Source organism: Calditrichota bacterium (assembly GCA_013152715.1).
Lineage (GTDB): Bacteria > Zhuqueibacterota > Zhuqueibacteria > Thermofontimicrobiales > Thermofontimicrobiaceae > 4484-87.
Genome location: JAADFU010000092.1, coordinates 1 through 23,675, shown reverse-complemented (window position 1 = coordinate 23,675; position 23,675 = coordinate 1). Strand labels below are relative to the sequence as shown.

Annotated in this window: 15 protein-coding genes; 10 read left to right on the top strand and 5 right to left on the bottom strand. The window is 45.0% G+C overall.

Annotated features, from left to right (window positions below):
- From hypF to GXO74_07135, 5 genes are all read left to right on the top strand, one after another.
- Positions 1 to 1,578 (top strand): carbamoyltransferase HypF (hypF, locus tag GXO74_07155; protein ID NOZ61444.1); only part of this gene is annotated, 1,578 nt, incomplete at its 5' end.
- 316 nt (positions 1,579 to 1,894) lie between these two features.
- Positions 1,895 to 3,784 carry a hypothetical protein gene (locus GXO74_07150; GenBank protein NOZ61443.1) on the top strand — a complete coding sequence of 630 codons (1,890 nt, stop codon included), beginning with the start codon at positions 1,895 to 1,897 and terminating at the stop codon, positions 3,782 to 3,784.
- 126 nt (positions 3,785 to 3,910) lie between these two features.
- Positions 3,911 to 5,170 (top strand): DUF1343 domain-containing protein, encoded by a 1,260-nt coding sequence (locus tag GXO74_07145; GenBank protein ID NOZ61442.1) that lies wholly within the window; start codon positions 3,911 to 3,913, stop codon positions 5,168 to 5,170.
- On the top strand, positions 5,163 to 5,741 hold the full coding sequence (locus GXO74_07140) for a class I SAM-dependent methyltransferase (protein NOZ61441.1): 579 nt from the start codon (positions 5,163 to 5,165) through the stop codon (positions 5,739 to 5,741). Before GXO74_07145 ends, GXO74_07140 begins: the two co-directional genes overlap by 8 nt.
- A gap of 56 nt (positions 5,742 to 5,797) precedes the next feature.
- The gene (locus tag GXO74_07135; GenBank protein ID NOZ61440.1) at positions 5,798 to 7,225 is read left to right on the top strand and encodes a tetratricopeptide repeat protein; all 1,428 of its coding nucleotides are present in this window, start codon (positions 5,798 to 5,800) and stop codon (positions 7,223 to 7,225) included.
- A gap of 321 nt (positions 7,226 to 7,546) precedes the next feature.
- Here GXO74_07135 and rpsT read toward each other — a convergent pair whose 3' ends face one another.
- Positions 7,547 to 7,801: a 30S ribosomal protein S20 gene (rpsT, locus tag GXO74_07130; protein ID NOZ61439.1), complete on the bottom strand. Its 255-nt coding sequence runs from the start codon at positions 7,799 to 7,801 to the stop codon at positions 7,547 to 7,549.
- A gap of 535 nt (positions 7,802 to 8,336) precedes the next feature.
- Here rpsT and GXO74_07125 point away from each other — a divergent pair.
- The 4 genes from GXO74_07125 (at position 8,337) to GXO74_07110 (ending at position 15,210) form a co-directional block, all read left to right on the top strand.
- Positions 8,337 to 8,714 carry a HEAT repeat domain-containing protein gene (locus tag GXO74_07125; GenBank protein ID NOZ61438.1) on the top strand — a complete coding sequence of 126 codons (378 nt, stop codon included), beginning with the start codon at positions 8,337 to 8,339 and terminating at the stop codon, positions 8,712 to 8,714.
- Positions 8,715 to 8,986: 272 nt separating this feature from the next.
- On the top strand, positions 8,987 to 11,089 hold the full coding sequence (fusA, locus tag GXO74_07120) for an elongation factor G (GenBank protein NOZ61437.1): 2,103 nt from the start codon (positions 8,987 to 8,989) through the stop codon (positions 11,087 to 11,089).
- Positions 11,090 to 11,526: 437 nt separating this feature from the next.
- Complete coding sequence (locus GXO74_07115; protein ID NOZ61436.1) at positions 11,527 to 13,041, top strand: insulinase family protein; 1,515 nt, start codon at positions 11,527 to 11,529, stop codon at positions 13,039 to 13,041.
- 54 nt (positions 13,042 to 13,095) lie between these two features.
- A complete protein-coding gene (locus tag GXO74_07110; protein NOZ61435.1) occupies positions 13,096 to 15,210 on the top strand; it encodes an insulinase family protein in 2,115 nt (704 codons plus the stop codon).
- Between the two features lie 124 nt (positions 15,211 to 15,334).
- Here GXO74_07110 and GXO74_07105 read toward each other — a convergent pair whose 3' ends face one another.
- A complete protein-coding gene (locus tag GXO74_07105; protein ID NOZ61434.1) occupies positions 15,335 to 17,170 on the bottom strand; it encodes a DNA primase in 1,836 nt (611 codons plus the stop codon).
- A gap of 376 nt (positions 17,171 to 17,546) precedes the next feature.
- Here GXO74_07105 and GXO74_07100 point away from each other — a divergent pair, with 376 nt between their 5' ends.
- Positions 17,547 to 19,430, top strand: a complete 1,884-nt coding sequence (locus tag GXO74_07100) for a redoxin domain-containing protein (GenBank protein ID NOZ61433.1) — start codon at positions 17,547 to 17,549, stop codon at positions 19,428 to 19,430.
- A gap of 273 nt (positions 19,431 to 19,703) precedes the next feature.
- Here GXO74_07100 and GXO74_07095 read toward each other — a convergent pair whose 3' ends face one another.
- The 3 genes from GXO74_07095 to GXO74_07085 all read right to left on the bottom strand — a co-directional run.
- Entirely contained in the window at positions 19,704 to 21,179 is a 1,476-nt protein-coding gene (locus tag GXO74_07095) for an inorganic phosphate transporter (protein NOZ61432.1), read from the bottom strand.
- A gap of 17 nt (positions 21,180 to 21,196) precedes the next feature.
- Positions 21,197 to 21,841 (bottom strand): DUF47 family protein, encoded by a 645-nt coding sequence (locus tag GXO74_07090; GenBank protein NOZ61431.1) that lies wholly within the window; start codon positions 21,839 to 21,841, stop codon positions 21,197 to 21,199.
- Between the two features lie 172 nt (positions 21,842 to 22,013).
- On the bottom strand, positions 22,014 to 23,675 hold a 1,662-nt coding region (locus tag GXO74_07085), incomplete at its 5' end, for a DUF4838 domain-containing protein (protein ID NOZ61430.1).

Here is a 23,675-nt window from a genome sequence, read left to right as displayed (position 1 = left end):
AAATATCGCGAAGAAAAACCCCTGGCGCTGATGGCGAGAAGTATTGAAAAAATTGAACAATTCGCCGCGGTGTCTGAAAATGACCGTCGTGAATTGCAGTCTCCGCGCCGACCTATTGTGTTGCTTCCGAAAAAAAAATCGAACACTATTTCTAATCAGGTGGCTCCAAAAAATTCTTTTTATGGTGTCATGTTGCCGTATACGCCGCTGCATTATTTGCTACTGGAAAATGAATTTCTGGCTCTGGTGATGACCAGCGGCAACATGACTGACGAGCCCATTGTGATTGAAAATGACGAAGCTTTCCGTCGGCTGGCTAAAATTGCAGATTACTTTCTGGTACACAATCGTGACATCTATCTTCGCTGCGATGATTCAATTGTTCGCACCGTGGAGAATCGCACTATGATCACTCGCCGGGCGCGAGGATTTGTGCCGCAGCCTATTTTGCTGTCGCAAAAATATCCACAAATTCTGGCATGTGGCGCGGAGTTAAAAAATACAGTCTGTTTGACCAAAGAAAATCAGGCAATTGTGAGCCAGCACATCGGGGATTTGAAAACCGAGGAGAGCTTTCAATTTTTTCTGAAGACAATTGATCATCTGAAAAAACTGTTTGACATTAAACCGGAAATTATCGTTTACGATCTTCATCCGGAATATTTGAGCACGAAATACGCGCAGGAACAAGCGCTGAAAAATAAAATTCCCGTTCAGCACCATCACGCCCACATTTTGAGTTGCGTTGCTGAACACAATTTGCAGGGGCCTGTGCTGGGACTCGCTTTTGACGGCACTGGCTACGGCACAGACGAAAAAATCTGGGGCGGCGAATTTCTGCTCGTGGACGGCGCTGAATTTTCCCGGTTAGCTCATCTGGAATATTTGCCCATGCCCGGCGGCGATATGGCAATCAAAGAACCGTGGCGTATGGCGTTGAGTGGTCTTTTTCAGGCCTATGGCGAAGAATTATTTGATTTACCTTTACCTCTTTTCAAGAAAATCCCCTCGGAAAAACAGCGTATTGTTCTGCAGATGATTAAAAATAAATTCAACAGCCCGGAAACTTCCAGTCTCGGCAGGCTTTTTGATCTCGTTTCATCATTGTTGAATGTCTGCCAGCGGGCGACTTACGAGGGTCAGCCCGCAATTATGCTGGAGCAGCATGCGCCACAGGAAATAGAAAAGCTGAAAATTTACGATTGGACCTTTCGGAAAGAAGGCGAAAAATACATCATTTCTTCGACGCATCTCATTCAAAATATTGTGCAAGATTTGCTCGTCGGCGAAAACACTGAAGTGATTGCCGGAAAATTCCATCGTACGCTCATCGAAATGTTTGCGGATATGACTTTGCTGCTCTCGCGCGAGGCCGGCGTAAAGAGAATTGCTTTGAGCGGCGGGGTTTTTCAAAACATAAAATTGCTCAACGGCATGGTGAAAAAATTATCTGAAAAAGGTCTCGAAGTTTATTTCCAGGAAAAAGTGCCCACGAATGACGGGGGAATTTCGTTGGGACAGGCGGAGTACGGGAGAAGGTGGTGGGAAAGAAGTGAAGAAGAAAATTTGCGAAATTGAATGAGTGCGATTTGTTAATTTTTCAGTTGACCTTCTGAAGAAAAATTGCGCTCAAGCTAAAATAATTTTCGTTCTGCTCAATTTTCAGAATTTCATACTTTTGCTTTAAGCAGAATAAGAAAAAGCAGTGCCCCCAATATCACCATTCCCAAATCACTTGCATCACCCAAAATCCCAATTTTTTCCTTGCTTTTTAAGGGTTTGGTTAATATATTGTAACAGATTACTTTAAGAAGCAAAATTAATCAATTACGCAATTTTCTTGTTGATTTTCCAACATAAAAATAGAGGGGTGGAAGCCTTGGAAAAGGATAAAATGATTTTCAGTCTTGAATTTGGCAGGCACAGCGCCGCTGGACAGGAGAGAGAAATTGTCGAGGACGCGGTGGGTTATTTTTCGCCGAAAGATGAGCTGAAATTAGCCCAACGGGGGCAATTATTCATGATCGCGGACGGCGCAGGACTGGCTCATCAGGGCGACGTTGCCAGTCAAACAGTGATCAAGACGGTCATTCACGAATATTTTGAGGCGACGTGGCTCGACGACGTGGAGCAGATGTTGCACAACGCTATCCAGAAAGCGAACGACGCGCTGTATCGGAAAAATGTGGAAAGTCAAAGCCAGTCCGCGCTGAATTGTGCCATTGTTTGCGCAGTGATTCATGAAGATGCTTTGTACGCGGCGCGTGTGGGAAATTGCCACGCGTTTCTCGTCAGCAATAATCGTTTGGCAGAACTCGTGCCGCCGCCCGGAGATTCCACTGCCAGCGCTATTTCTCAGCACATTCACGAAGGCGCTTTTGCGTCGGAAAGTGAAAATCGCCTCGGGCTTGATCCGCAGATCGAAATTTCGCACGTGAGACGCCGCATTCAGTTGAAAGATATCGTGTTTCTGTGCACGCACAATGTTGCCGCTGCTGTTTCCGAGGACGAGATCGGCTTGCTGCTGACGTCGGCGGAGCCGGTCGCTGCGTGCGAGACATTGACATTGGACACGGTGATGAAATTTCCCGAGCAGGACGCCACTGCGGTCGCCATTCGCGTGAAAGGAATCAAACGGCTGGCGTTCGACGAGTCAGAAATGCCGGAGATTTTGCAGACTCCTGAAGAAACAGAGCCTGAGCCCAGAAAACGGGAGATTGTGATTAAAGGTGTGCGCTATCGCGAAAATCTGGACGGAGAGCCACTGAGTCCCGGCGAGGAGGAAGATTTGAAGAGATTCACACGCGGCAGAGAACGCGTGAGTCGTCCGCTGAAACGAACGACGAAAACGCAAAGAACGCCGTTGCCCTGGGGAAAAATTATCGGCATTCCTTTGTTGCTGGCAGTGCTTGCGCTCGCCGGATATGCTGGTTACAAATATGTTCCTGATCTTTGGCGCTCCTTGACAGAGCCTAAAGAAAATGTGCAAATTATCACGGCGGATTCGCTGAAAGAGATGAAGCAGTCACTGGAAAATAAGCAGCTTCCGGCAGCGGACTCTTTGCTGCTCGCCAGTTCGGAGCAGCCGACAAAGCCGGCGCAAGACACCACGGCTCTCGCTGCAGCGCCGGACACGACTGCGAAACAGATCGCGCCACCGCCGCCTGTCGTCATTTTTAGAGTGGCCGTCATCGACGGCTCTCTGAAAAATAGCAGCATCAATAAATTGAAAAGTAAGATTGCAGCTATTGCCGGAAGCGATAAAGTCTCTTATTTCAAATCAAAATATCGCATCAAAACGTCAAAAATTTTGTGGCGCAAGAGTAGCGACGCGCGAAAGCTGAAGCTGGTTACCAATCGTTTGCTCGGTTACGGGAATTCTTTTGAGCAGGCTTTTGGTAAAAAATCGGAAATTTTCCCACTCGATTTTTCGCTGGTTTTGGGCGCGGATTTTAAAATGCCAACGCTCCGTGATCAATACATGGAACTGACGAATGAAAAAAATGACTACTATCTGGAAATTTTGAACGGCTCCAAAGTGAGCGGCCTGGCGCGAAAAATGAGCAACATGCTTCATCATCAAAAATTTGATGACAAACGACTGGTCGTCGTGGATTATCGCAATGCGGACAAACTCACTTACACGAAATCCTTCATTAAATGCGAATCTTCGAAAAATGACATTGCGCTGAAAATGGCGGCTGATTTCGGATTGCCAACGTTGATTACAAACGCGCCTCTTTTTGACATTAAAATTATCATTGGAACCGATATTCGGAAATAAAATATTTGCCAAATCGTCGCTAAATAGCACGCTGAATAACCGCCAAAAAGAGGGCAGCCGTTCTGTTTTAATAATTTTGTGAGCAATAGTTTTGTCGATTAAGGAGAAGTGAGAAATATGTCCCTGATGCGAAAAATACAGCTCATTTTTGTTTTTTTGATTGTGATTACTGTCATTATTTATTTAGCGGAATTTCAGACACAAGCGCGGCCTGTAACGCTGGGGTTGGACGAATTGATGGGTGAGCAATTTGATTTAATCAAAGGAAAACGCGTCGGCGTGATCACGAACCAGACCGGCGTTGACTCCCAGAATCGCCACATCGCTGACTTGCTCAGTGAAACGCCGGAGGTGGAATTAGTTGCATTATTCGGTCCGGAACATGGTATCCGCGGGGATGTCGAAGGCGGGTACCAGGTTGAAAATAATAAAGACACAAAAACAGGCGTGCCAATTTTCAGCATTTACGGCAAGACGAAAAAGCCCACGCCGGAAATGCTCGCCGGACTCGAGGCGCTGATTTTTGATATTCAGGATGTGGGGACGCGATTTTACACGTTCATTAGCACCATGTCGCTGTGCATGGAAGCCGCGGCGGAACAGGGAATTCCGTTCATCGTGCTGGACAGGCCCAATCCCATCGGCGGCGTTTTTGTCGAAGGTCCGGTGCTGGATCCGGAATTCAAATCTTTTGTGGGAATTCATCCCATTGCGCTGCGGCACGGCATGACCGTGGGCGAATTGGCGAAAATGTTCAACGGAGAGGGCTGGTTGAAAGACGGTGTGCGCGCTGACTTGCACGTCGTGAAAATGAGAAACTGGCGCCGCGACAGCTATTTTAGCGAGCTGAATTTGAAATGGATCAAGCCGTCGCCAAATATGCCGTCGCCGATGACGGCCTTGCTTTATCCGGGCATGGGATTGCTGGAGAGCTGCAATGTCTCCGAAGGCAGAGGGACAACTCGCCCGTTTGAGAAAATTGGTGCGCCCTGGATCGATCACGTCCGATTGAAATCGCTGCTGGACAGCGCGGCAGTGCCGGGGATTGAAATCGATACGGTGAGTTTCATTCCGCAAGACATGCCCGGCGCAGCGATGAATCCGGAGTATGAAGATGAACTTTGCCGCGGTCTTTTTTTGCATGTCACTGACCCGCATCGTTTCCCGGCGGTGGAGTTTGGTTTGCGCACTATTTGCGCGATCAAAAGATTGCACCCGAAAGAATTTCACTGGAATTCTCCCCGCAGTCCCCTGATCATGTTCGGCGACAGAGCGACAGTGGAGGCAATCGACAGGGGAGAGACGCCGGAAAAAATCATGGAAAGCTGGCAGGAAAAGTTAACCGGATTTTTGAAAATCAGGAAAAAATATCTCATTTATGACTAATTTACGCTGGCGCTTAAAACGGTGGTTCATTCTTTTGCGAGACAGTTTTCCTGTCAATTCTATTTTGAAACGGGAGAATAAAAATTTCCGTACATTGCTGTCAGCGACGGGCGCCGGTCCCCAAAGGGTGCTCGATCTTGGCGTGGGCACTGGGAATGTGCTGCGACAATTTTCGGATTCGTTTCAATGTTTCGCCATCGATTTCACTTTTTCCATGCTCAAAACGACGAAGAAAAATTTTCCGGCGGCGCATCTGGCGCAGGCGGATGCCAATATTTTGCCTTTCAAATCCGAGATTTTTGCTTTGGTAACAGCCGTTGGGCTATTAGAATATATTGAGGACACCATTCCGCTGTTCAATGAAGTGTGTCGTGTGCTGAAAAAGAAGGGATTTTTCATTTTTACATTTGCTCCGAAGAATCTGTGGTCCTGTTTGCGCATTTTGTTGGGACACCAGATTCGCATGAGAAAGTTGGAACAGATAAATTCATTGGCAAATATTTGTGAGTTTGAGTTGGTGGAAGTCAGACATACAATAATGCAGGTTCAGGTTTTAATAAAAAAACAATAAAACCTCGTGCCGGATTTTGGCATGGGAAAAGATAAACTTTAGCCGAAAATGAAAAAATGAAAGCCGAAACTCCCATTTCGACTCCTCGTTTTCTGATTGCGGACGACGCTTCTCCGCAGAAAAGGCCGAGAAAATCCACTCCCAGAACAAGTCTGGATCGGCTGATTCACAACTCGGAACATTTCTCGGAAATTTTGCAAGCGAACCCCAAACTGAAATCTCTGCGCTTCGATGAACTGGATTTGCTGCGCGATTTGCGGGAGATTGTCGATCGGGAGAAAAAAGAATTTGACCGCATCAAAAATCCAGCCGAATTCCGCCGCATGATCCGCGTCATGCTGTTGCCAAAATATCTCACTCCCGAATTTGTCAAAGACGCCGCGGACAAGCTGCTGGGGCAACTGCTCATGAGCAGGAAAAAAGCGGATCAAGACGCGCTAATGACGGCGCTGGTTTTCTTGCAGTCGCACACGGACCTGGAACTGCCTGTTGAAGACAATCCGCTTTGGGAGACAATTTTCAACATTTCGCTGCAAGATGGCTTGAAATTCGTCGATTCGCTGACTGTGCTCACCGAAGGCATGAATCAGCTCAAAATCAGCGACCCGGAACTACTGTCACGCGATCCGTTAGTACTGCAAAAAACGAAACAAATTTGCCAGTGGCACGTTTTCTGGCGGCAGCTCATTTCGCGGAAAGGAATCATGGCTTTCGAGGGACTGATTTCTTCTATTCTGCGCGGTGATTTCGTCATTGAGTTGTATTTTGATGAATTGGTGCATCTGCCTTATTATTTGTACGCGTTGTTCAAAAAAGATTTGAATGATCCGAATTTTTTGACCGAGACCATCCCGGACGGCGATAAAGAAAAATTGGCAAAAGATTTGAGCGATGCCATTTTGCACTGCGTGGAAGTTGACCTGCCATTCGTTTTGCCGCAGTTGATCAAACGGCTGGAAAAAGCGCTGAAAAAACAGAGTGACCCCAAATTGATCGAGCAATTGAAAGAGGCGATTCAGCAACTGAAATCAGAAAATGATCCGGTGAACAATATTTTCCTCATTATGCTCATCGCCGCCAAAATCAGCATGAAAAAATATTGGGAGAGTCAGCGCGATCGGTTTTTCTTTTTTACTATTTTGAAAAATCCACTCGATGCCAAAAATTATTTTGATTACGGCAACATTCTTGTCCGCATACGCAAATCGAGAAATGCGGAACAACTCTTCCGCTGCGCCATTGAAATCGATCCGGAATCTTTCTGGGGTTACTGGGGACTGGGGCAATTTTTTCTCAAAAAAAATAAGCACAAAGATGCTGAAAATTATTTATCCCGGGCGTTAAAAACCGCTCAAAAGCAAGCGCTTCAAAATCCGCGAAAATTGCACCGCGAGCTTTTTCTCATCAACGAGGACCTTAAAAAACTCAAACGCCTGAAGATAAAAAAACAGGTAGAAGTGGAACCGCAGATTGAGTTGTTTTGAGTGATAAAAAAAGCAATTTCCAAAAAGTACGCTGCCACGAAAAAATATCTCTCCAGAAAACGCTTGTAAATCAAAGAAAAATTTTTTACAGATGTCACCGATCAGGATTTCAATGAAAAAATCCGCACCAAAATGCACATGGTTTTCCAGGAAGGCGCTGAAGATCCGGAAGCATTTGCCGGAAGAGGATTGGTGTAATTCGTATGGTGGGAAAATATTACCCTAAAAAAAAGAGGCCGGAGTCAACTCTGTTGCCGGAATTAGGGGGAGTTACCGGCAATGTAGAATTAACCCGACCTCATCTACTCGCAAAAATGTCATTTAGCTCAATGAATTGGCGTATTTCGCTAATTTCGATTTCTTGTTCGCTGCTTTATTCTTGTGAATAATCCCTTTGGAAACCAGTTTATCCAGAATTGAATAGGCTGATTGCAACTCTTTTCCGATCGCTTCTTTGTCAGTTGTTGCACGCACTTTTTTCAGTGTGGATTTCATCATTGACTTGTAGCTCACATTATATCGGTTTTGCTTTTTGCTTAACACGATCCTTTTCTTTGCTGATTTATGATGCGCCATCTTCACCTTCCTGCTTTTTTTCGCTTGTTATCCGTTTATTTTTCTTAAATATAAAAAAATTATCCTTAAATGTCAATAGAAATTTTTCAGGGTAGAATATCCCTCAAAAAAATTTTTCAAAATTCTGAAGCGCAAACATAGCGCTATTGTCGATATAGTTGAATTATGAAAAAATTTCTTCTCGCAACAAATCAGAAAGAGTTGAACAAAAAGTTCCTCGCCGATTTTAAAGAACAATCAGAAATTTTCAAGTTCTTGGCAGCTCTTCCTGAATTTTGCATTCCAAAAATTTAATGCGCACGTTGGCAAAAGGTTCCCGCTGATACTTTTTGTGCCATTGGTGGGGGATTTGTACCGACGAAAATGGCGTCAAAAATTTTTTGATTGAAATTTTGAGAGGATAAAAATAATGTAATAACAATAAGTTATGTCTGGTAGAAAAATTCGGCTCACGCTTGGCACGTTGATTGCCAGATGAAAAGTAAGTTTTGAAAAAAATTACTTGCATGAACTAAAAATAACTTGGAGGCTTCAAATGAGGAAATTACTTACAGTGGCGTTGATGGCGTTGATGTTGGTCGGTGTCGGCATGGCGAAAGATTCGAAAACCAGTGACAATCATCAACTGATCCAATTTTTGAAAGACGACAATATCGGCATTCGCTCTTCGGCGGCGCAGTTGTTGGGTGAGCGAAAAGTCAAAGAAGCAGTAGAGCCGCTGATTCAAATGTTGAAAAATGCGAAAAATTTTCGCATGCGAATTGTCGTTGCAGTGGCGTTGCACAAAATCGGTGACCAGCGCGCGTTGCCGGTTCTGAAAAAAGTGGCCGTTAATGACCCGAACAAAACCGTCCGCCGCGTTGTGTCCGGTCTGGTGAATGATTTCGAAAAAACGCGTCTGACGAATTTATAGTCCATCCTCTTGTGGTTTTTCAAATAACAGAAATCCTCTGCCCGTTACGAGCAGGGGATTTTTTTTGCTGCTAATATTTTGAATCTTCTCAAAGTTAGACTCATCTAAAAACGCGGCGAGTAATCCAATTTTGGCAATTAATGAAAATAATAAAAATTTGCCTTGATTCTTAAACCCAAATAGCTTATATTCAGCGTTTTTGATTCTCCGGGCATTTTTGCTCGATTGCAAATGGGTTGAAAAAATTAATAATTTGAAAGTTGCAAGGAGAGATGGAGTTGGTAGGAGTTTTACCTTTAAATAAGGTGCGGAACATTGGCATTATGGCGCATATCGACGCCGGAAAAACGACAGCGACGGAGAGAATTCTGTATTTCACCGGGAAAATACATCGATTGGGCGAAGTCCACGATGGCCAAGCGACGATGGACTGGATGGAGCAAGAAAAAGAACGCGGAATCACCATCACGTCGGCGGCGACGACGGCGAAATGGCGCGGTCATGAAATAAATATTATTGACACACCGGGTCATGTGGACTTTACGGCTGAAGTGGAGCGGAGTTTGCGCGTCCTGGATGGCGCCATTGCACTTTTCTGCGCCGTAAGCGGCGTCCAGCCTCAATCGGAAACGGTGTGGCGCCAATCGGAAAAATATGGCATTCCCAAAATCGCTTTTGTCAATAAAATGGATCGCGTGGGTGCGGATTATTTCACGGTCATCAAAGAAATTGAGCAGATCTTGGGAGCAAATGTCATTCCTATTACCATTCCTATTGGCAAAGAGGATCAATTCAAAGGGATAGTGGACCTGGTGGAAATGAAGGCAATTTATTATGATGACTCGGCGTTAAATTTGACGTATCAAGAAACGGATATCCCCGCTGATATGCGCGAAGATGCGGAAAGATGTCGCAAAGTGCTGATTGAAAAAATTTCCGAGCAGGACGAGGCGTTGTTCGAGCTTTACCTGGAAGGCAAAGAACCGGCAGAAGAACAGATTCGTAGCGCCATTCGAAAAGCGACATTGAGTATGGATGTCGTTCCCGCTATGTGTGGCGCGGCTTACAAAAATAAAGGGGTGCGACGTCTGTTGGACGCGGTGGTGGATTTTTTGCCTTCTCCTGAGGACAGACCGCCAATCATCGGAATCGCTGAAAAAGAGGGCGAAGAGCCGCCGGCGCGCAAGCCTTCAGATGACGAACCATTTTCTGCACTGGTTTTTAAGGTGATGACTGATAAGCATCGCGGCAAAATGACCTACATCCGCGTTTATTCCGGAACGGCGAAAGCCGGGTCCTATGTTTACAACTCGACCATCGGCAAAAGACAGCGCATCGGTCGCATTTTTCAAGTGCATGCGAATAAAATAGAAAGCGAGGAAGCGATTTACGCCGGCGAGATCGGAGCAATTGTGGGATTGGCCGATTCTTCGACTGGCGATACTATTTGCCAGGAAGACCGTCCGATTTTGCTCGAAGCGATAGAATTTCCTCAGCCTGTTGTGTCTGTCTCCGTAAAGCCGAAAAGTCGTCAGGATCGGGACAAATTGTCGGTGGGGCTGGTGAAGTTAGCCCAGGAAGATCCCACTTTTTTAGTCAAGATAGACGAGGAAACCGGCGAGACAGTGATTTCCGGAATGGGCGAGCTGCATCTGGAAATTTTGCTCGACCGATTGAAAAGAGAATTCAACGTGGATACAGAAATAGGAATTCCTCAGGTATCCTATCGCGAAACGATTTACAACAGAATTCAGGAAAATACCAAGTTCGCCAAACAGAGCGGCGGCCACGGTCAGTTTGCGCATGTGGTTCTGGATATTGAGCCGTTGGCGGAAGGAAAGGGCTTTGAGTTTGTGAATAAAATTTTCGGTGGCGCTATTCCCAGGGAGTATATTCCGGCTGTGGAAAAAGGAATTATCGACGCCATGGAAGAAGGGCCTTACGCCGGATATCCGGTCGTTAATGTTCGCTGTACGCTCGTCGATGGTTCTTTTCATCCGGTGGATTCGTCTGAAATGGCATTTCGGACGGCAGGCGCCTTATGTTTCCGTACCGGTTTTGCTAAGGCCGGCCCGAAATTGCTGGAGCCGGTCATGGAAGTGGATGTGACGACGCCGGAGGAATTTTTGGGTGCCGTGACCGGGAGCATCGTTTCCAAACGCGGCAAAATAATGAGTATGGACGCAAGAAATGGCACGCGAATAGTGAAAGCGCACGTGCCGCTGGCGGAAATGTTTGGCTACACCAATGAGTTGAGAAATATCACTTCCGGCCGCGCAAGCGCGAGTATGCATTTTGATCATTACGCAGTCGTGCCTTTCTCGATTGCCGAGGAAATCGTTGAAAAACGGCGACAGGAAAAAGCCAGTAAATAAATTTTGAAATATTTTTCAATTTTTGACACTTAAAGAAATGAGGTTTAGTTGCGCGAAAGACTGAACCTCATTTTGAAGAGAAGATGATCGATCTATCTACGTCTTTTTTATTTTATCCGAGCTGCGAATTACTTACTATTCCGCTGTAAGGCGAAACTCAGAGTCAGCTTTTGATTTTTTGCCAAAATTGTCTGGCATCTTTTAATGCAAAGAAATTTCTATTCCACAAAAATGTCATTGATGAGTTTATTATCACAAGACCCTTTCGCACAAACCAAGAATCCTCGAAACAAAATAGCCTCTTCCACGTAGAGAATCATATTCAGTTTGACTGTCTCCTTCAGTTTTACGAGCAAACTTACAATATTTCCTTGCATTTTTGCAAATTTTTTACAATATTTCACAAAAAGCCACTTTGATAAATTAATATGGAGGACATGATGAAACAAAAAAGCTTGTTTGCGCTGCTGATTATTATTGCTCTGTCTTTGTGTCTGTTGTCTTCATCGACGCTGGCACAAAATTTTGACGCCATGAAGAAAAAAGTGTCAGAGTACACATTGGACAATGGCATGAAATTTATCGTCATGGAACGGCACGACGCGCCGGTCGTTTCGTTTCACGTTTACGCGAATGTGGGTTCAGCCAACGAAGTGAATGGCATTACCGGCATTTCTCACTTGCTGGAACACATGGCGTTCAAAGGAACGAAAATCATCGGAACTAAAGACTACAATGCCGAAAAGAAAATTTTTGGCCAAATGGACAAACTTTACGATGAAATTATTCGCGTAAAATATGGTCTGAATCCCGATAGCGTCAAGTTGGCGGCGCTGAATACAAAATTTGAGTCTTTGCAAAATGAGGCAAAACAATACGTCGTCAATAATGAGCTGTTCGATTTATTCATGCAGCAAGGCGATGCGGGAATCAATGCCTACACGAGCAATGACGCCACGCAGTATATTAACAGTTTGCCTTCCAATCGTTTGGAATTCTGGATGTCGGTGACGTCCGATCGTTTTCTGAATCCCGTTTTCCGTGAATTTTACAAAGAAAAAAATGTCGTCATGGAAGAACGGCGGCTCAGTTTGGAGACCCAGCCCACGGGACGATTAATGGAAGATTTTCTGGCGGTAGCCTTCAAAGCTCATCCCTATCATCATTCCGTGGTCGGGTACATGTCTGATTTGAAGAAAATTACCCGGCAGGATGTCGCCAATTATTTTCATGAATACTACCAAGCGGGAAATTTGACTGTCGGCATCGTCGGCGATGTGAAAGCGAAAGAAGTTTTTAAATTAGCAAAAATTTATTTCGGAAGACTGCCGAGGGGACCGGAGCCGAGACCGGTGCGCACTGTTGAACCGGAACAGTGGGGCGAGAGAATTGCGAAAGTTTCCGCACAATCGCAGCCGATTCTGCTTGTCGGATATCATCGCCCGGCAGAGACTGACCCCGATGATGCCGCGTTGTCCGCTTTGGCAAACATTATCGGACAGGGTCGCTCTTCCCGGCTGTGGGAATCTTTGGTAAAAGACAAAAAAATTGCCATCCAGACAGGAACATTCAACGGCTTTCCCGGAACGAAATTTCCTAATCTCATTGCTTTCGTTGCAGTGCCATCGAAAAATCACACTTCTGATGAGTGCCTGGATTTGATCGAAAAAGAGATCGAGGGCATCAAGACCGAGCCTGTGACAGCGGAAGAATTGACAAAATTCAAACAATCCACGAAAAAAAGCGTGATTGACGGCATGAAAGCGAACGCCAGCATTGCTTCCACGCTGACCTATTTCGAGGTCGTGCACGGGGATTGGCAGAAGGCATTTGAGCAAATTGCCGCCATCGAAAAAGTGACCGCTGAAGATATCATGCGTGTTGCCAAAAAATATCTGGTTACGAAAAACCGTACCATCGGGGAGATCGTTCCTGAAAATGAAGCTGAATGACGAAGTTTATTTTACTGGCAAAAATGACGAGAAATTTAACATAGAGGGTGAAAAATGAATAAGAAAATTTTTAAAATAATAGGTTTGCTGCTCGTTTTTATGCTGGGGCTCTCTGTTTTGTCCTTTGCCCAAAAAAGCCCAAAATCGAAGTTTACCTTTCCGACATTGAAAAAAATCAACATGCCGAAAGTCGAGCAAGTAACGCTGAAAAATGGCATGAAATTATTTTTAGTGGAAGACCACGACTATCCGACCATTGACATGCGCGCCATGTTTCGCGCTGGCTCTGTTTACGAACCCGCCGACAAAATCGGGCTGGCGTCGATCACAGGCGATGTATTGCGCACTGGTGGCACGAAGCATCTCTCCGGCGATGAAATTGACAAAAAATTAGAAACCATGGCGGCGTCGATCGAGACGGGAATCGGGACCACTTCCGGGTACGCTTCTGTTTCCATGCTCAAAGAAAATTTGCCGGAAGTGCTCAATCTTTTCGCCGACATTTTGATGAATCCGATTTTTGCCGACGAAAAAATCGATCTGGAAAAAGTTCAGGCGCGATCTGCCATTGCCCGCCGCAACGACAATATTCACAGCATCACTGGCAGAGAATTTAACAAATTGATTTACGGGGCGGACAGTCCGTATGCCCGCCGTCCGGAATACGCCACTATCGACGCGATTCAGAGACAGGATATTGTCAATTACTACAAGAAATTTTTCGCGCCAAATAATATGATCATGGCAGTCTGGGGCGATTTCAAAACCAAAGACATGGTGAAAAAAATAGCGGCGGCGTTCGCCGATTGGAAGAAGCGGGACTTGAATATTCCGCCCATTCCCAAGGTCGATTACAAATTTCGCTACGCACTGAATTACATCGAAAAGACGGATGTCAATCAAACGAGTATCATGCTCGGCTACATCGGCGGTCTGATGAACAATCCGGATTTGCCCGCTTTGAATGTGATGAATAAAATTTTGTCCTTCGATCGCATGTTCAAAAATATTCGTACGGACAAAGGACTGGCGTACAGCGTGTGGGGAAATTACGGCAGCAATTATAATTATCCCGGAGTTTTCACTGCCGGCGCCCAGACAAAATCCGAATCCACAGTTCAAGCCATTGAGTTGATGTTGCAGGAAATGAAACGCATGATGGCGGAAATGGTCAGCGAAGAAGAATTGCAGCGCGCAAAAGACCAGTATTTGAATTCTTTTGTTTTCAATTTTGACAGCAAAGCGAAAATCATCAATCGAATGCTGACCTATGCCTTTTACGGCTATCCGCTTGATTTTGCTGATCAAATTAAGCAAGGCGTGGAAAAAGTGACGCGCGAGGACGTTTTTCGTGTCGCCAAAAAATATTTAAAACCGGATCAGGTGCAAATATTGGTCGTTGGCAATCAGGCGGATTTCGATAAGCCGCTTTCCACGCTGGGCAAGGTTAATGTGATCGATATTTCTATTCCCGAGCCGAAAATGGAAACGCCGGAAGCCACGGCTGAAACTCTCGAAAAAGGAAAAAATTTCTTCCGGAAAGCGATCGACGCCATGGGCGGCATGGCAAAAATTAGCGGGCTGAAAAATTACGTTTCCTCAGTGAACTTGACTCAGGTCGTCGGCCCCAATGAGATGAGTTTTGACGCGAAAATGATCAGCGAATATCCGGATAAATTTAAGATGATTATGAAAACGCCGCAGGGAGAAATGCAAATTATTGTGAATGGCGAAAAGGCGATTATGAAAAGTCCGATGGGGTCCAGGCCTTTCCCGGAAAATCAAAGAAAATCCCTCATGGCAAATTCGGCGCGCGATCCGCTTGTCATTGCCAAATATCTTGATGACTATCAGATTCAATTTATCGGAAAAGAAAAATTTAACGAAAAAGACGCTGTCGATTTGCTGTTCACCAAAGGGGACAATGTTTTCCACCTCTATTTTGATCCTAATACGTTATTAATACTGGGAAGCTCATATCAGGAAACACTGCCGACAGGCCCGGCGACGGTGGATGAATTTGTCGATGACTTTCGTGAAGTGAATGGCGTCAAGATTCCCTTTCACACCGTGGGCAAGGCAAACGGGAAGAAGCAATCGGAAGTGACCATTAAAGATTTTCAGTTTAATGCGCCATTGGAAGCCACGACGTTTAATGTCGAAAAATAGCGAATGATAATTTGCATTCTTTAGACGAAATTTAAAAAGGCCGGAAGCTGTTATCTCCGGCCTTTTTTGCAGTAAATCTTTGACTCAATTAAAATGCGTTTTGCGAGATTTTCAATGAGAAATTTTACCGCTCACTTTCGTCGGTAAAATTCTTGAGAAATTGTTTGGAATCGAGACGCGCGATTCCTCTGAGCAATTCCTGATGCTGCTTGAGCAATTCTGTTGTGTCTTTGCCGCCTGCTTCGGCCGATTTTATCGCTAATGTAACGTCGTGCAAAAGTTTTTCGTAGCTTTTCCTTCTTAACATCGCTACACAATCGACGATCAATTTTTTCTGATCCGTATTCGGCGGCAATGGCTCATTCAAAAATTCTGAGATCAACGGCGCTAATTTGGCGTCGGCGATGAGTGCTGCGATGTCGTTGGTTTCCACAAATTCATAGCTATTGTAAATGTCGATCAAACGAGAAAAAAAATCCCGATGCAAAGGATCGCTAATATCGTCGAGGCTGAGATGGTCGAAAATGGTCCGCATCCAGTTGATGTCCGAAAACGCAAGCCGCAGCAGGTTCTTTTCGGCAAGCTCGTATCTGGATTTTTGCTGGGGCTGTTGCTCTGGTTTTTTTTCAAGCGGCGTGACTTCCGTTGGGCGATAGGTTGTGCGACCTCTCTTCATCATTTCCAGTTTTTGAAATAGCGCCCGTTCTTCCAAGGCAAAATATTCGGCGATCTCTTTGATGGTCAGATTCTGCTTAACCGGGTCTTTGATACGCGCCACCGAGCTCAACAGCTCTGTGATGATATGGGACATGCCCTGATTTGTTTCGCGGTCGTACTGTTTGGTGAGTAAATTTATCTTGAATTGCGTCAAAGACATCGCCTGGTGAATCAAATTGTGGAACTGATCGGCGCCCTGAGTTTGAATGAAATTGTCCGGGTCGAGTCCCGGGGGTAGCGTGACAATGGAGACGTCGATGTCCTCGTCCAGAAAAAGCTCGGCGCCGCGAATCGCTGCGGCGGAACCGGCGGAGTCCGCGTCGAACAGCATGACGACATTTTGCGTGTAGCGTTTGATAAGTTTCGCCTGGTGGGAAGTCAGTGCCGTGCCGGAAGTCGCAACCACATTTTGAATGCCATGCTGGAAAAGGCTGATGAGATCAGTGTAGCCTTCCACAAAAATCACCTGGTCGAGTTTCTGAATTTCAGGCCGGCTCTGAAGCAGCCCGAATAAAACATACCCTTTCCGGTAAATCGGCGTTTCCGGAGAATTGATATATTTGGGTTGTTGAGGATCGTCGTTGATGATTCGTCCGCCAAAACCGAGCACTTTTTTGTTGAGATTGAGGATGGGGATGACAAATCTGCCTCGAAAGCGGTCGTAATAGCCGCCATTGTCTTTTTTGATGATTAGTCCGGCTTTGTGCAGCGATTCCAGCGATACTTGATCTTTTTGCGCCTTTTTGATCAGTCCGTCCCATTGCGGAAGAGCGTAGCCTAACCCAAATTTTTTGATCATTTCCGGCGAAATTCCTCTGCTCTGAATGTAATCCAATCCTGCTTTGCCGGCTTCGGAGAACAAATTCTGGTAGAAAAAGTTTGCCGCCCAGCGGTTGACAAAGTACAGCGCTTCCTTTTCTTTTTCAAGCTGCAAGTTCTGCGGCGAATCATTGAGACTGATGCCCGCTTTTTCGGCCAAAAATTTCACTGACTGAGGGAAGGTGAGTTTCTCGATTTCCATGATAAAATTGAAAACACTGCCGCCTCTTTTGCAGCCAAAGCAATGGAAAAGCTGCTTCTCGGGATCCACAGAAAACGATGGCGCAGAGTCTTGATGAAAAGGACACAGTCCCACGAATCGCTTCCCCGATTTTTTAAGAGTCAAATATTGTGAAATGACATCCACAATGTCGTTGGCGTTGCGTACTTGCTCGATGATTGTCTCTGAATATTTTGGACTCATGGGAAATTTGCTCTTTTCGGAAAATAGTTCGACAAAGTTTTTTGGGGTTTTGGGTACGAGTACTTTAAATTCGCTTTTTTTAAAATATCAATTTCAAACTTAAAAATCAAGCATAAAAATGACGCGGCGACACAGGATATTTGACAAGTGCAAAATATGACTACAAAAGAGAATTAAACTTTTAAACAGCGCCAATCAATTTTCAAATATTTTCCCTCCTGTTTTACGTCTTTGATTTTTTCTTTTTAGAAGAACTCATCTGTGAAAAAATTCATTTGAATTTTAAAAAATAGAAAAAAATATTGCATTGTTGGCATAAATAGTTTATATTGTGAAACAATAACAAAAGCAAACAATATTGGAGGAGGAAAGTGATATGAAACGATTATTTGTTGTAGCAGTTGTGCTGTCGCTGTTTTTGGCTTTTGGTTGCGGTAAACAGGAGGGACGATTTGTGTATTCACCGGAAAAGCCGCAGCAAGGGCAGGAAATTGTTGTCAAATATCATCCGGCTGGCACGAATCTGGAAGGCGCCAAATCCGTTGAGATGCTGGCGTATCAGTTTTTCGGACCGGAAATGCCCACAGTAGTGAGCGCAGCAATGAAAAAAGACGGCGGAAAGTGGACAGCCTCTTTCACACCGGCGGATTCTGCGGTGTTAGTCGCAGTGAATTTTCGTTCCGGCGAAACTGTGGACAACAATGACCGTCAGGGGTATTTCATTGAATTGTACGACGACGAAGGAAACGTCGCTTCGGGTACAAAAGGCAGTTTAGCGTATATTTTTTACAGCGGTGCTTATCCGCTGGATATCAAAACGGACAGGCCAAAAGCGTTGAGCCTGCTGAATGAAGAATTTGCCGCGCATCCGGAAATGAAAGATCAGCTTTTTTCTTTGTATCTCGATCTCATTGTGCGCACGGATCGCGAGAATGGCAAAGACAAAGTGAAAGCGATTCTTGACAGCATTGAGGCGCTGCCTGAAATTTCTTTGAAACAAAAAGAGCTGCTGGCGAGCTGGTACAATCGCGTCGGCGAGCAGGAAAAGTCTGACAAATATTATCAGGAAGTTGTCGCGGCTGATCCCACTGGCACGTTCGCGGAGATGAAAAAATTCAGAGAGTTTCGCGCTATGCAGGATGTGAATGAGAAGATCGCTTTTTACAAAAAATATGTCAAAGATTTCCCGGAAGGGAGATACGCTGATTACATCTCCTCGGTCATCTTGAAAGACCTGGCGCAGCAGAAACAATTTGATGCCGCGGAAAATTTTATCAGTAGTGTTGTCCCCAAGCCGACGGCGACAATGTACAATTCATTGGCATGGGACATGGTGCAGCAAGAAATCAATTTAAATTCCGCCGCGGAAATAGCGAAAAAAGGAGTCGAACTGGCGCGCAAGGGTTTGGAAGCCCCTGTTTCGGAAAAACCGAGCTATTTGACTGAGGCTGATTGGCGCAAGCAACTCAAAACGCCGTTGGGAAATGTTTTGGATACCTACGGTTTTGCGCTTTACAAACTGGGTAACAAACAGGAAGCGCTGCCAATTTTTAAAGAAGCGGTGGAAACTACGGACAGAAGCAACGGCGATGTGAATCAACGTTACGCACAAACGCTTCTCGAGACCGGGAATAATGAAACGGCGCTAAATTTTCTGAAAGAACTCATTCCCGCCGGATTAGGATTTCCGGGAATCGAAGATGAATTCAAAAAAGCTTACGTTGCCGTGAAAGGTTCTGACGAAGGCGCTGACGAGTTGCTCGCGAAGCTGCAGAAAGAAGGTAAAGAGAAACTTTTCGAAGAATTAAAAAAAGAAATGCTTGATCTGCCGGCGTCGGATTTTACGCTCGTTGACATGAATGGCGATTCTGTTTCTTTGAAAGATTTGCGGGGAAAAATTGTCATCACTGATTTCTGGGCGACCTGGTGCGGACCTTGCAAGGCGTCCTTCCCGGCAATGCAAAAAGCAGTGGACAAATTCAAAGACGACCCTGACGTGCAATTTTTATTCATCAACACCTGGGAACGCGGCGAAAACGTCAAAGAGCACGTCGCCAAATTCATCAAAGATCACGGCTACACTTTTCACGTTCTGTTTGATTTGAAAAATGAAGTCGTTTCCGCCTTCGGTGTCGAGGGCATCCCGACGAAATTCATCATTGACAAAAAAGGAAAAATTCGCTTCAAGAGCGTCGGGTTCGGCGGCGACGAACAAAAGTTGGTCGATGAGTTGAGTTCGATGATTGAGATGTTGAAGTAAAACCAAAAGATTTTTTCAAATGAAAAAAGCCCCTCGTTTCTCAACGCGAGGGGTTTTTTTAAAGAATTTCAGTACTGCTGAAGCAGTTAACTATTTATTTTCTTTTTTACTAACACCACAATTTACAGGCTGTCCGAAAAGTAGGGAATGCAAATTTGCATTCCCTACATATAGACACGTTCAAAGGCAACAATACAGCATAAAAGCTATTAATGGACATAGTTTTTAGACAGCCTGTTTATTGTGGTGTTAGTTCAATTTAGTTGTTTGCAGCTATTCTGCCACGCGAAATGTGGTACACAGATAGTTCAGTTTTTCATCCAATATTTTGTTGTGTTTTTTGTTTGCTGCTTTCCCCGGGAGCTTTTTGAAATCATCTGTTTGTTGGCTCAATGCCTTGAATAACTGCCATTTGTAACGAAATTCTTTCCCCACCAGATTGCGAATGGCTTCCATTTGCACAGGTGTGAACATTTTGTGATCCAGTTTTTTGACGCCTTTTTCATCGATGCGAAAATGATCAATTTCAGCAAAGTAGAAAAGTGCCTTTGCTAATTTTTGGTCGGGATGAATTTTTCTGCGCAATGCTTTTCTGAATGAAACGGCATTTTCAAATTTCAGATTCTTCAATTGCTCCAGCCCGGTTGTGTCAAATCCTTTTTCATTCAATTCATCCACGACTTGCTGATTAATTTGATACTGGATGGGGCGATACACATTTTGGTTGAAAACATTTTGAAGAAAAAACAGCGCAAAGAAGCTAATGAGCGCTGCTGCGACTGGAGTAGTTACCCAGCCAAGCGCAATATTTCCTAGCGTTCTGAATTTGATTCCTTTCCCGCCTCTGGCGATGCCGATGCCCAAAACGGCACCGACGACTGCCTGGGAACTGGAAACGGGGACCAGCGGAATGCTCGGCAGCCCGTGAGAGATCAGCCAATTGGAAAGACTTTCCGAGGCAAAAAGAAACAGGACCAGGGACTCGGAAAGCACAACCACGAGGGCGGCTATCGGCGTCAATTTTACTAATTCATTTCCGACAGTGGACATCACTCGGTGCGAGTAAGTGAACACCCCCACTGCAATAGCTGCGCCGCCCAGAAAGAACAATTGTTGTGCGCTGGAAAATTGGAATAAACCAAAAAAGTCCAGTGATTTGAACGGCGTCACCGGCACGAACACGCCCATGACGTTGGCGATGTTGTTGGCGCCCAGCGAATAGGAACCAAAAGCGCCTACCAACAGCAGTGCCACGCGCGTATTGAAGTCCATTTGCAATAAATGAATTTTTACTTTTGACAAAAATAATTTAGCGAGCTTGTAGAGGACGATAGAAAATGCCGCAGCCAAAAAGGGGCAAACAACCCAGGTCGCCACTATTTTGGTCAGAGAGTTGTAATCCGTCAAAGTTCCGCTGAAAAGATTCCAGCCGATAATTGCGCCAACAATTGCCTGCGATGTGGAAACAGGAAGCCCCAATTTCGTCATCCAGTAAACCGTCAATGCGGCGGCCAGTGCGACCATGAAAGAGCCAGCAACTGCGTTGATTGCGCCCAATTTTCCCAATGTGTGTGATGCGCCGGCGCCGGAGATGACTGCACCTAAAATGACAAAAATGCTGCAAACATAGGCGGCAGTTTTGAACTTTACCATTCGCGTGGCAACAGCGGTGCCGAAAACATTCGAGGCGTCATTTGCTCCCAATGACCAGCCCAAGAACAAACCGCTCGACAGAAAAAAAAGTAACATCCTCTATTCCGCTTTCCTTAAATTGATCGCTTAATTGTGTAAATGGCCAATCTGTCTGCCACATCTTCTGAATCGTCCGCCAGACTATCGATATGCAGAGCAAAGTAGCGAAGGTGAAATTTTTTAGCGAGCGGCAGGTCTGTGCGAAAAGCCTTTCTTTTCAGACGTTCGGCGATTCTGTCTGCCTCTTCCTCGTAAAAAATCACTTTATTTATGTGATCTCTGACAGCATTGATGTCGCGGAAAAATGCACGCATCGCCATAACGATCGCTTCCGCGCATTTCACAACTTTTTCCGTCAGTTCTGTGTAGTCCCGAACAAACTCGTCGGGTATTTCCGGTTGCTCTACAGAGAATTCAAGCAAAGTCGATTTTGTTCGATTAATCACTTTGTCTATTGTCTCCAATAGAGCCAGTACATCACCGCGTGACTCCGGAATCAGTGTGTGTTGGTATAGCTCGGATTCAATTTCTCGACGGAGGTCGTCCGCCTGGTGTTCCAGAGCATTGACGATTTGGAACTTTTGATCAAAGTCATCGTATCTTCTGTTTAAATAATAAATTACACCTTCTTTGAAGTGCAGCGCGCTATTTGCTGCCAGATCGAGATAGCTATCAATTTTTCGTTCCAAGGCGACGGTTTTTGTAAAAAATTTCAGCATTTTCAGAATCCTTAAATTTGGACTTTACAAAAATGATATGCAAAATATTTCTTTTCTTAAATCTCCCAATAAACGTTAAGTTATTTCTTTTGTCGATTGAGCTTTCAAAATAATATACAAAACCAATCTCCCCAAATCAATATTTTTCTCGGCTGGCAGAAAAATGAAGATTTCATTGCGGTAATTCATTCAAATATTTAAACTCATACGTGAAAGCAAATTTTTCTCCCGGTTGCAAAGTCACTTCTTTGGTAAGCAATTCCAAATTTATCAAATTCTCCCCGGGAATCCACCATGTCCGCAGTTTTTCAATTTTGGACGGGTCATACGTTTCCAGAATGCCGAATTTTTTCTCGTGGTTGAAAAAAGCGTGCATCCCGCCGTCCTTCGCGTCAACGAGCAAATGCGCATCGGGGCCCTGATCTGCCTGAAGGTCTTTATTGTAAATTGTCCATTTGCCGTTGTAGTTCACGTAGGCGCTCAAAATCCGGCTATCTGAATTGGACGTTTCCGTATAAAATTCCGGATGCACGACAAATTGATAGGTTCCCGGGTTTTTTCCCTTCTGCAAAATGGAGGTCACACAAAAAATATTCTCCGGCTCATTTTCGGAAAGCCAGATTTTTCGCTGGTAAATCGAGCCGTCAGTCAATTCTCGAGTGAGAATGATTTGATTATTTTTCACTTCAGCGGAAAAAGGAAATTTCAATTTGCTCAAATCCATGTTCACGCCCGGCACTTCGTCAAAAGCGCCGTACATGAAATTATTGTCCAGCATTTGCAGCAGTTGCCTTCCGTCTGGCTTGTGCTTCATTACGACCATTTTTCCGTTGTCCTGAGGCGTGAAAATCAGTTTCCAGACAGAATTTTCCAATTTCAGCGCCGGAATTCCCTGCATGTAATCGGTCTTCAATTTTTGCTCAAATTCACTGAACGGCGCCCGTTCGTTTGCAGAAGTCAAATTGTATTTGTGCGCCAGTTCCAGATATTTTTCCACGGTATTTTCAAATCCCGTTGGGAAACGACGCTTCAAAAATCCGTTTTCAAAATAAAACTCTCTGCCCGCTTCCAGCATCGCGCGATAGGCTGTGAGGGAGATTTTTCCCACTCGGCTGCGAATGGTATCGTTTTCTGCAGCAGTTAGTGCGCGGTTGAAATAGTCGAAGGCTTTAATTGCAAATTCCCGATTCAGACCCAATTCTTTCGGCGATGCAAAACATGTGGGGTGGTCGCCATATTTTTCCACCCAGTCGTGTTCAAAATTTAAATAATCCCAGATGATCGGTGCGGCTTTCCCATAATGTAAATCGCAAAATTCTTTCGCCAGTTCCCAGCTATCCAACTCCGGATTCCACAGACAGCGGGAAATGACATAGTTGCGCAAATCGCTCATTTCACCGGTCAGAGTCATGCCGTTTCCCTGCTCAAATACGCCCTTGACGCGATGCGCCGCATAAAATTTCAGATTTTTACTGATGCTTTTCAAATTAGGAATGGGCAAATCGTAATAACGAAAATCGGTGGCATAAGTCCAGACGTACAGTTCTTTTGCAATTTTGCTCCAATTGAGCAGGTCGTTCATGAACGCCCTGTTTTTCGGACAGTTTGGATCATCGATAGCATGCAGACGGCAGCATTCGATGTCTGCAAGTTGAATTTGTACATTGTCTTCAGGTTTGAGGTGCTGCGGTGGTTTGCGCGTGTACCAATAGGAGAGAGTGCCAATTTTTTTGTCGGGATATTTTTGTGCCACGCGTCGCGCCACTTCATTGACAAACCGCAGATGCGCACCCATTGGCGTGCCTTCCCGTTTATTGATCGCTTCGCAGGAATC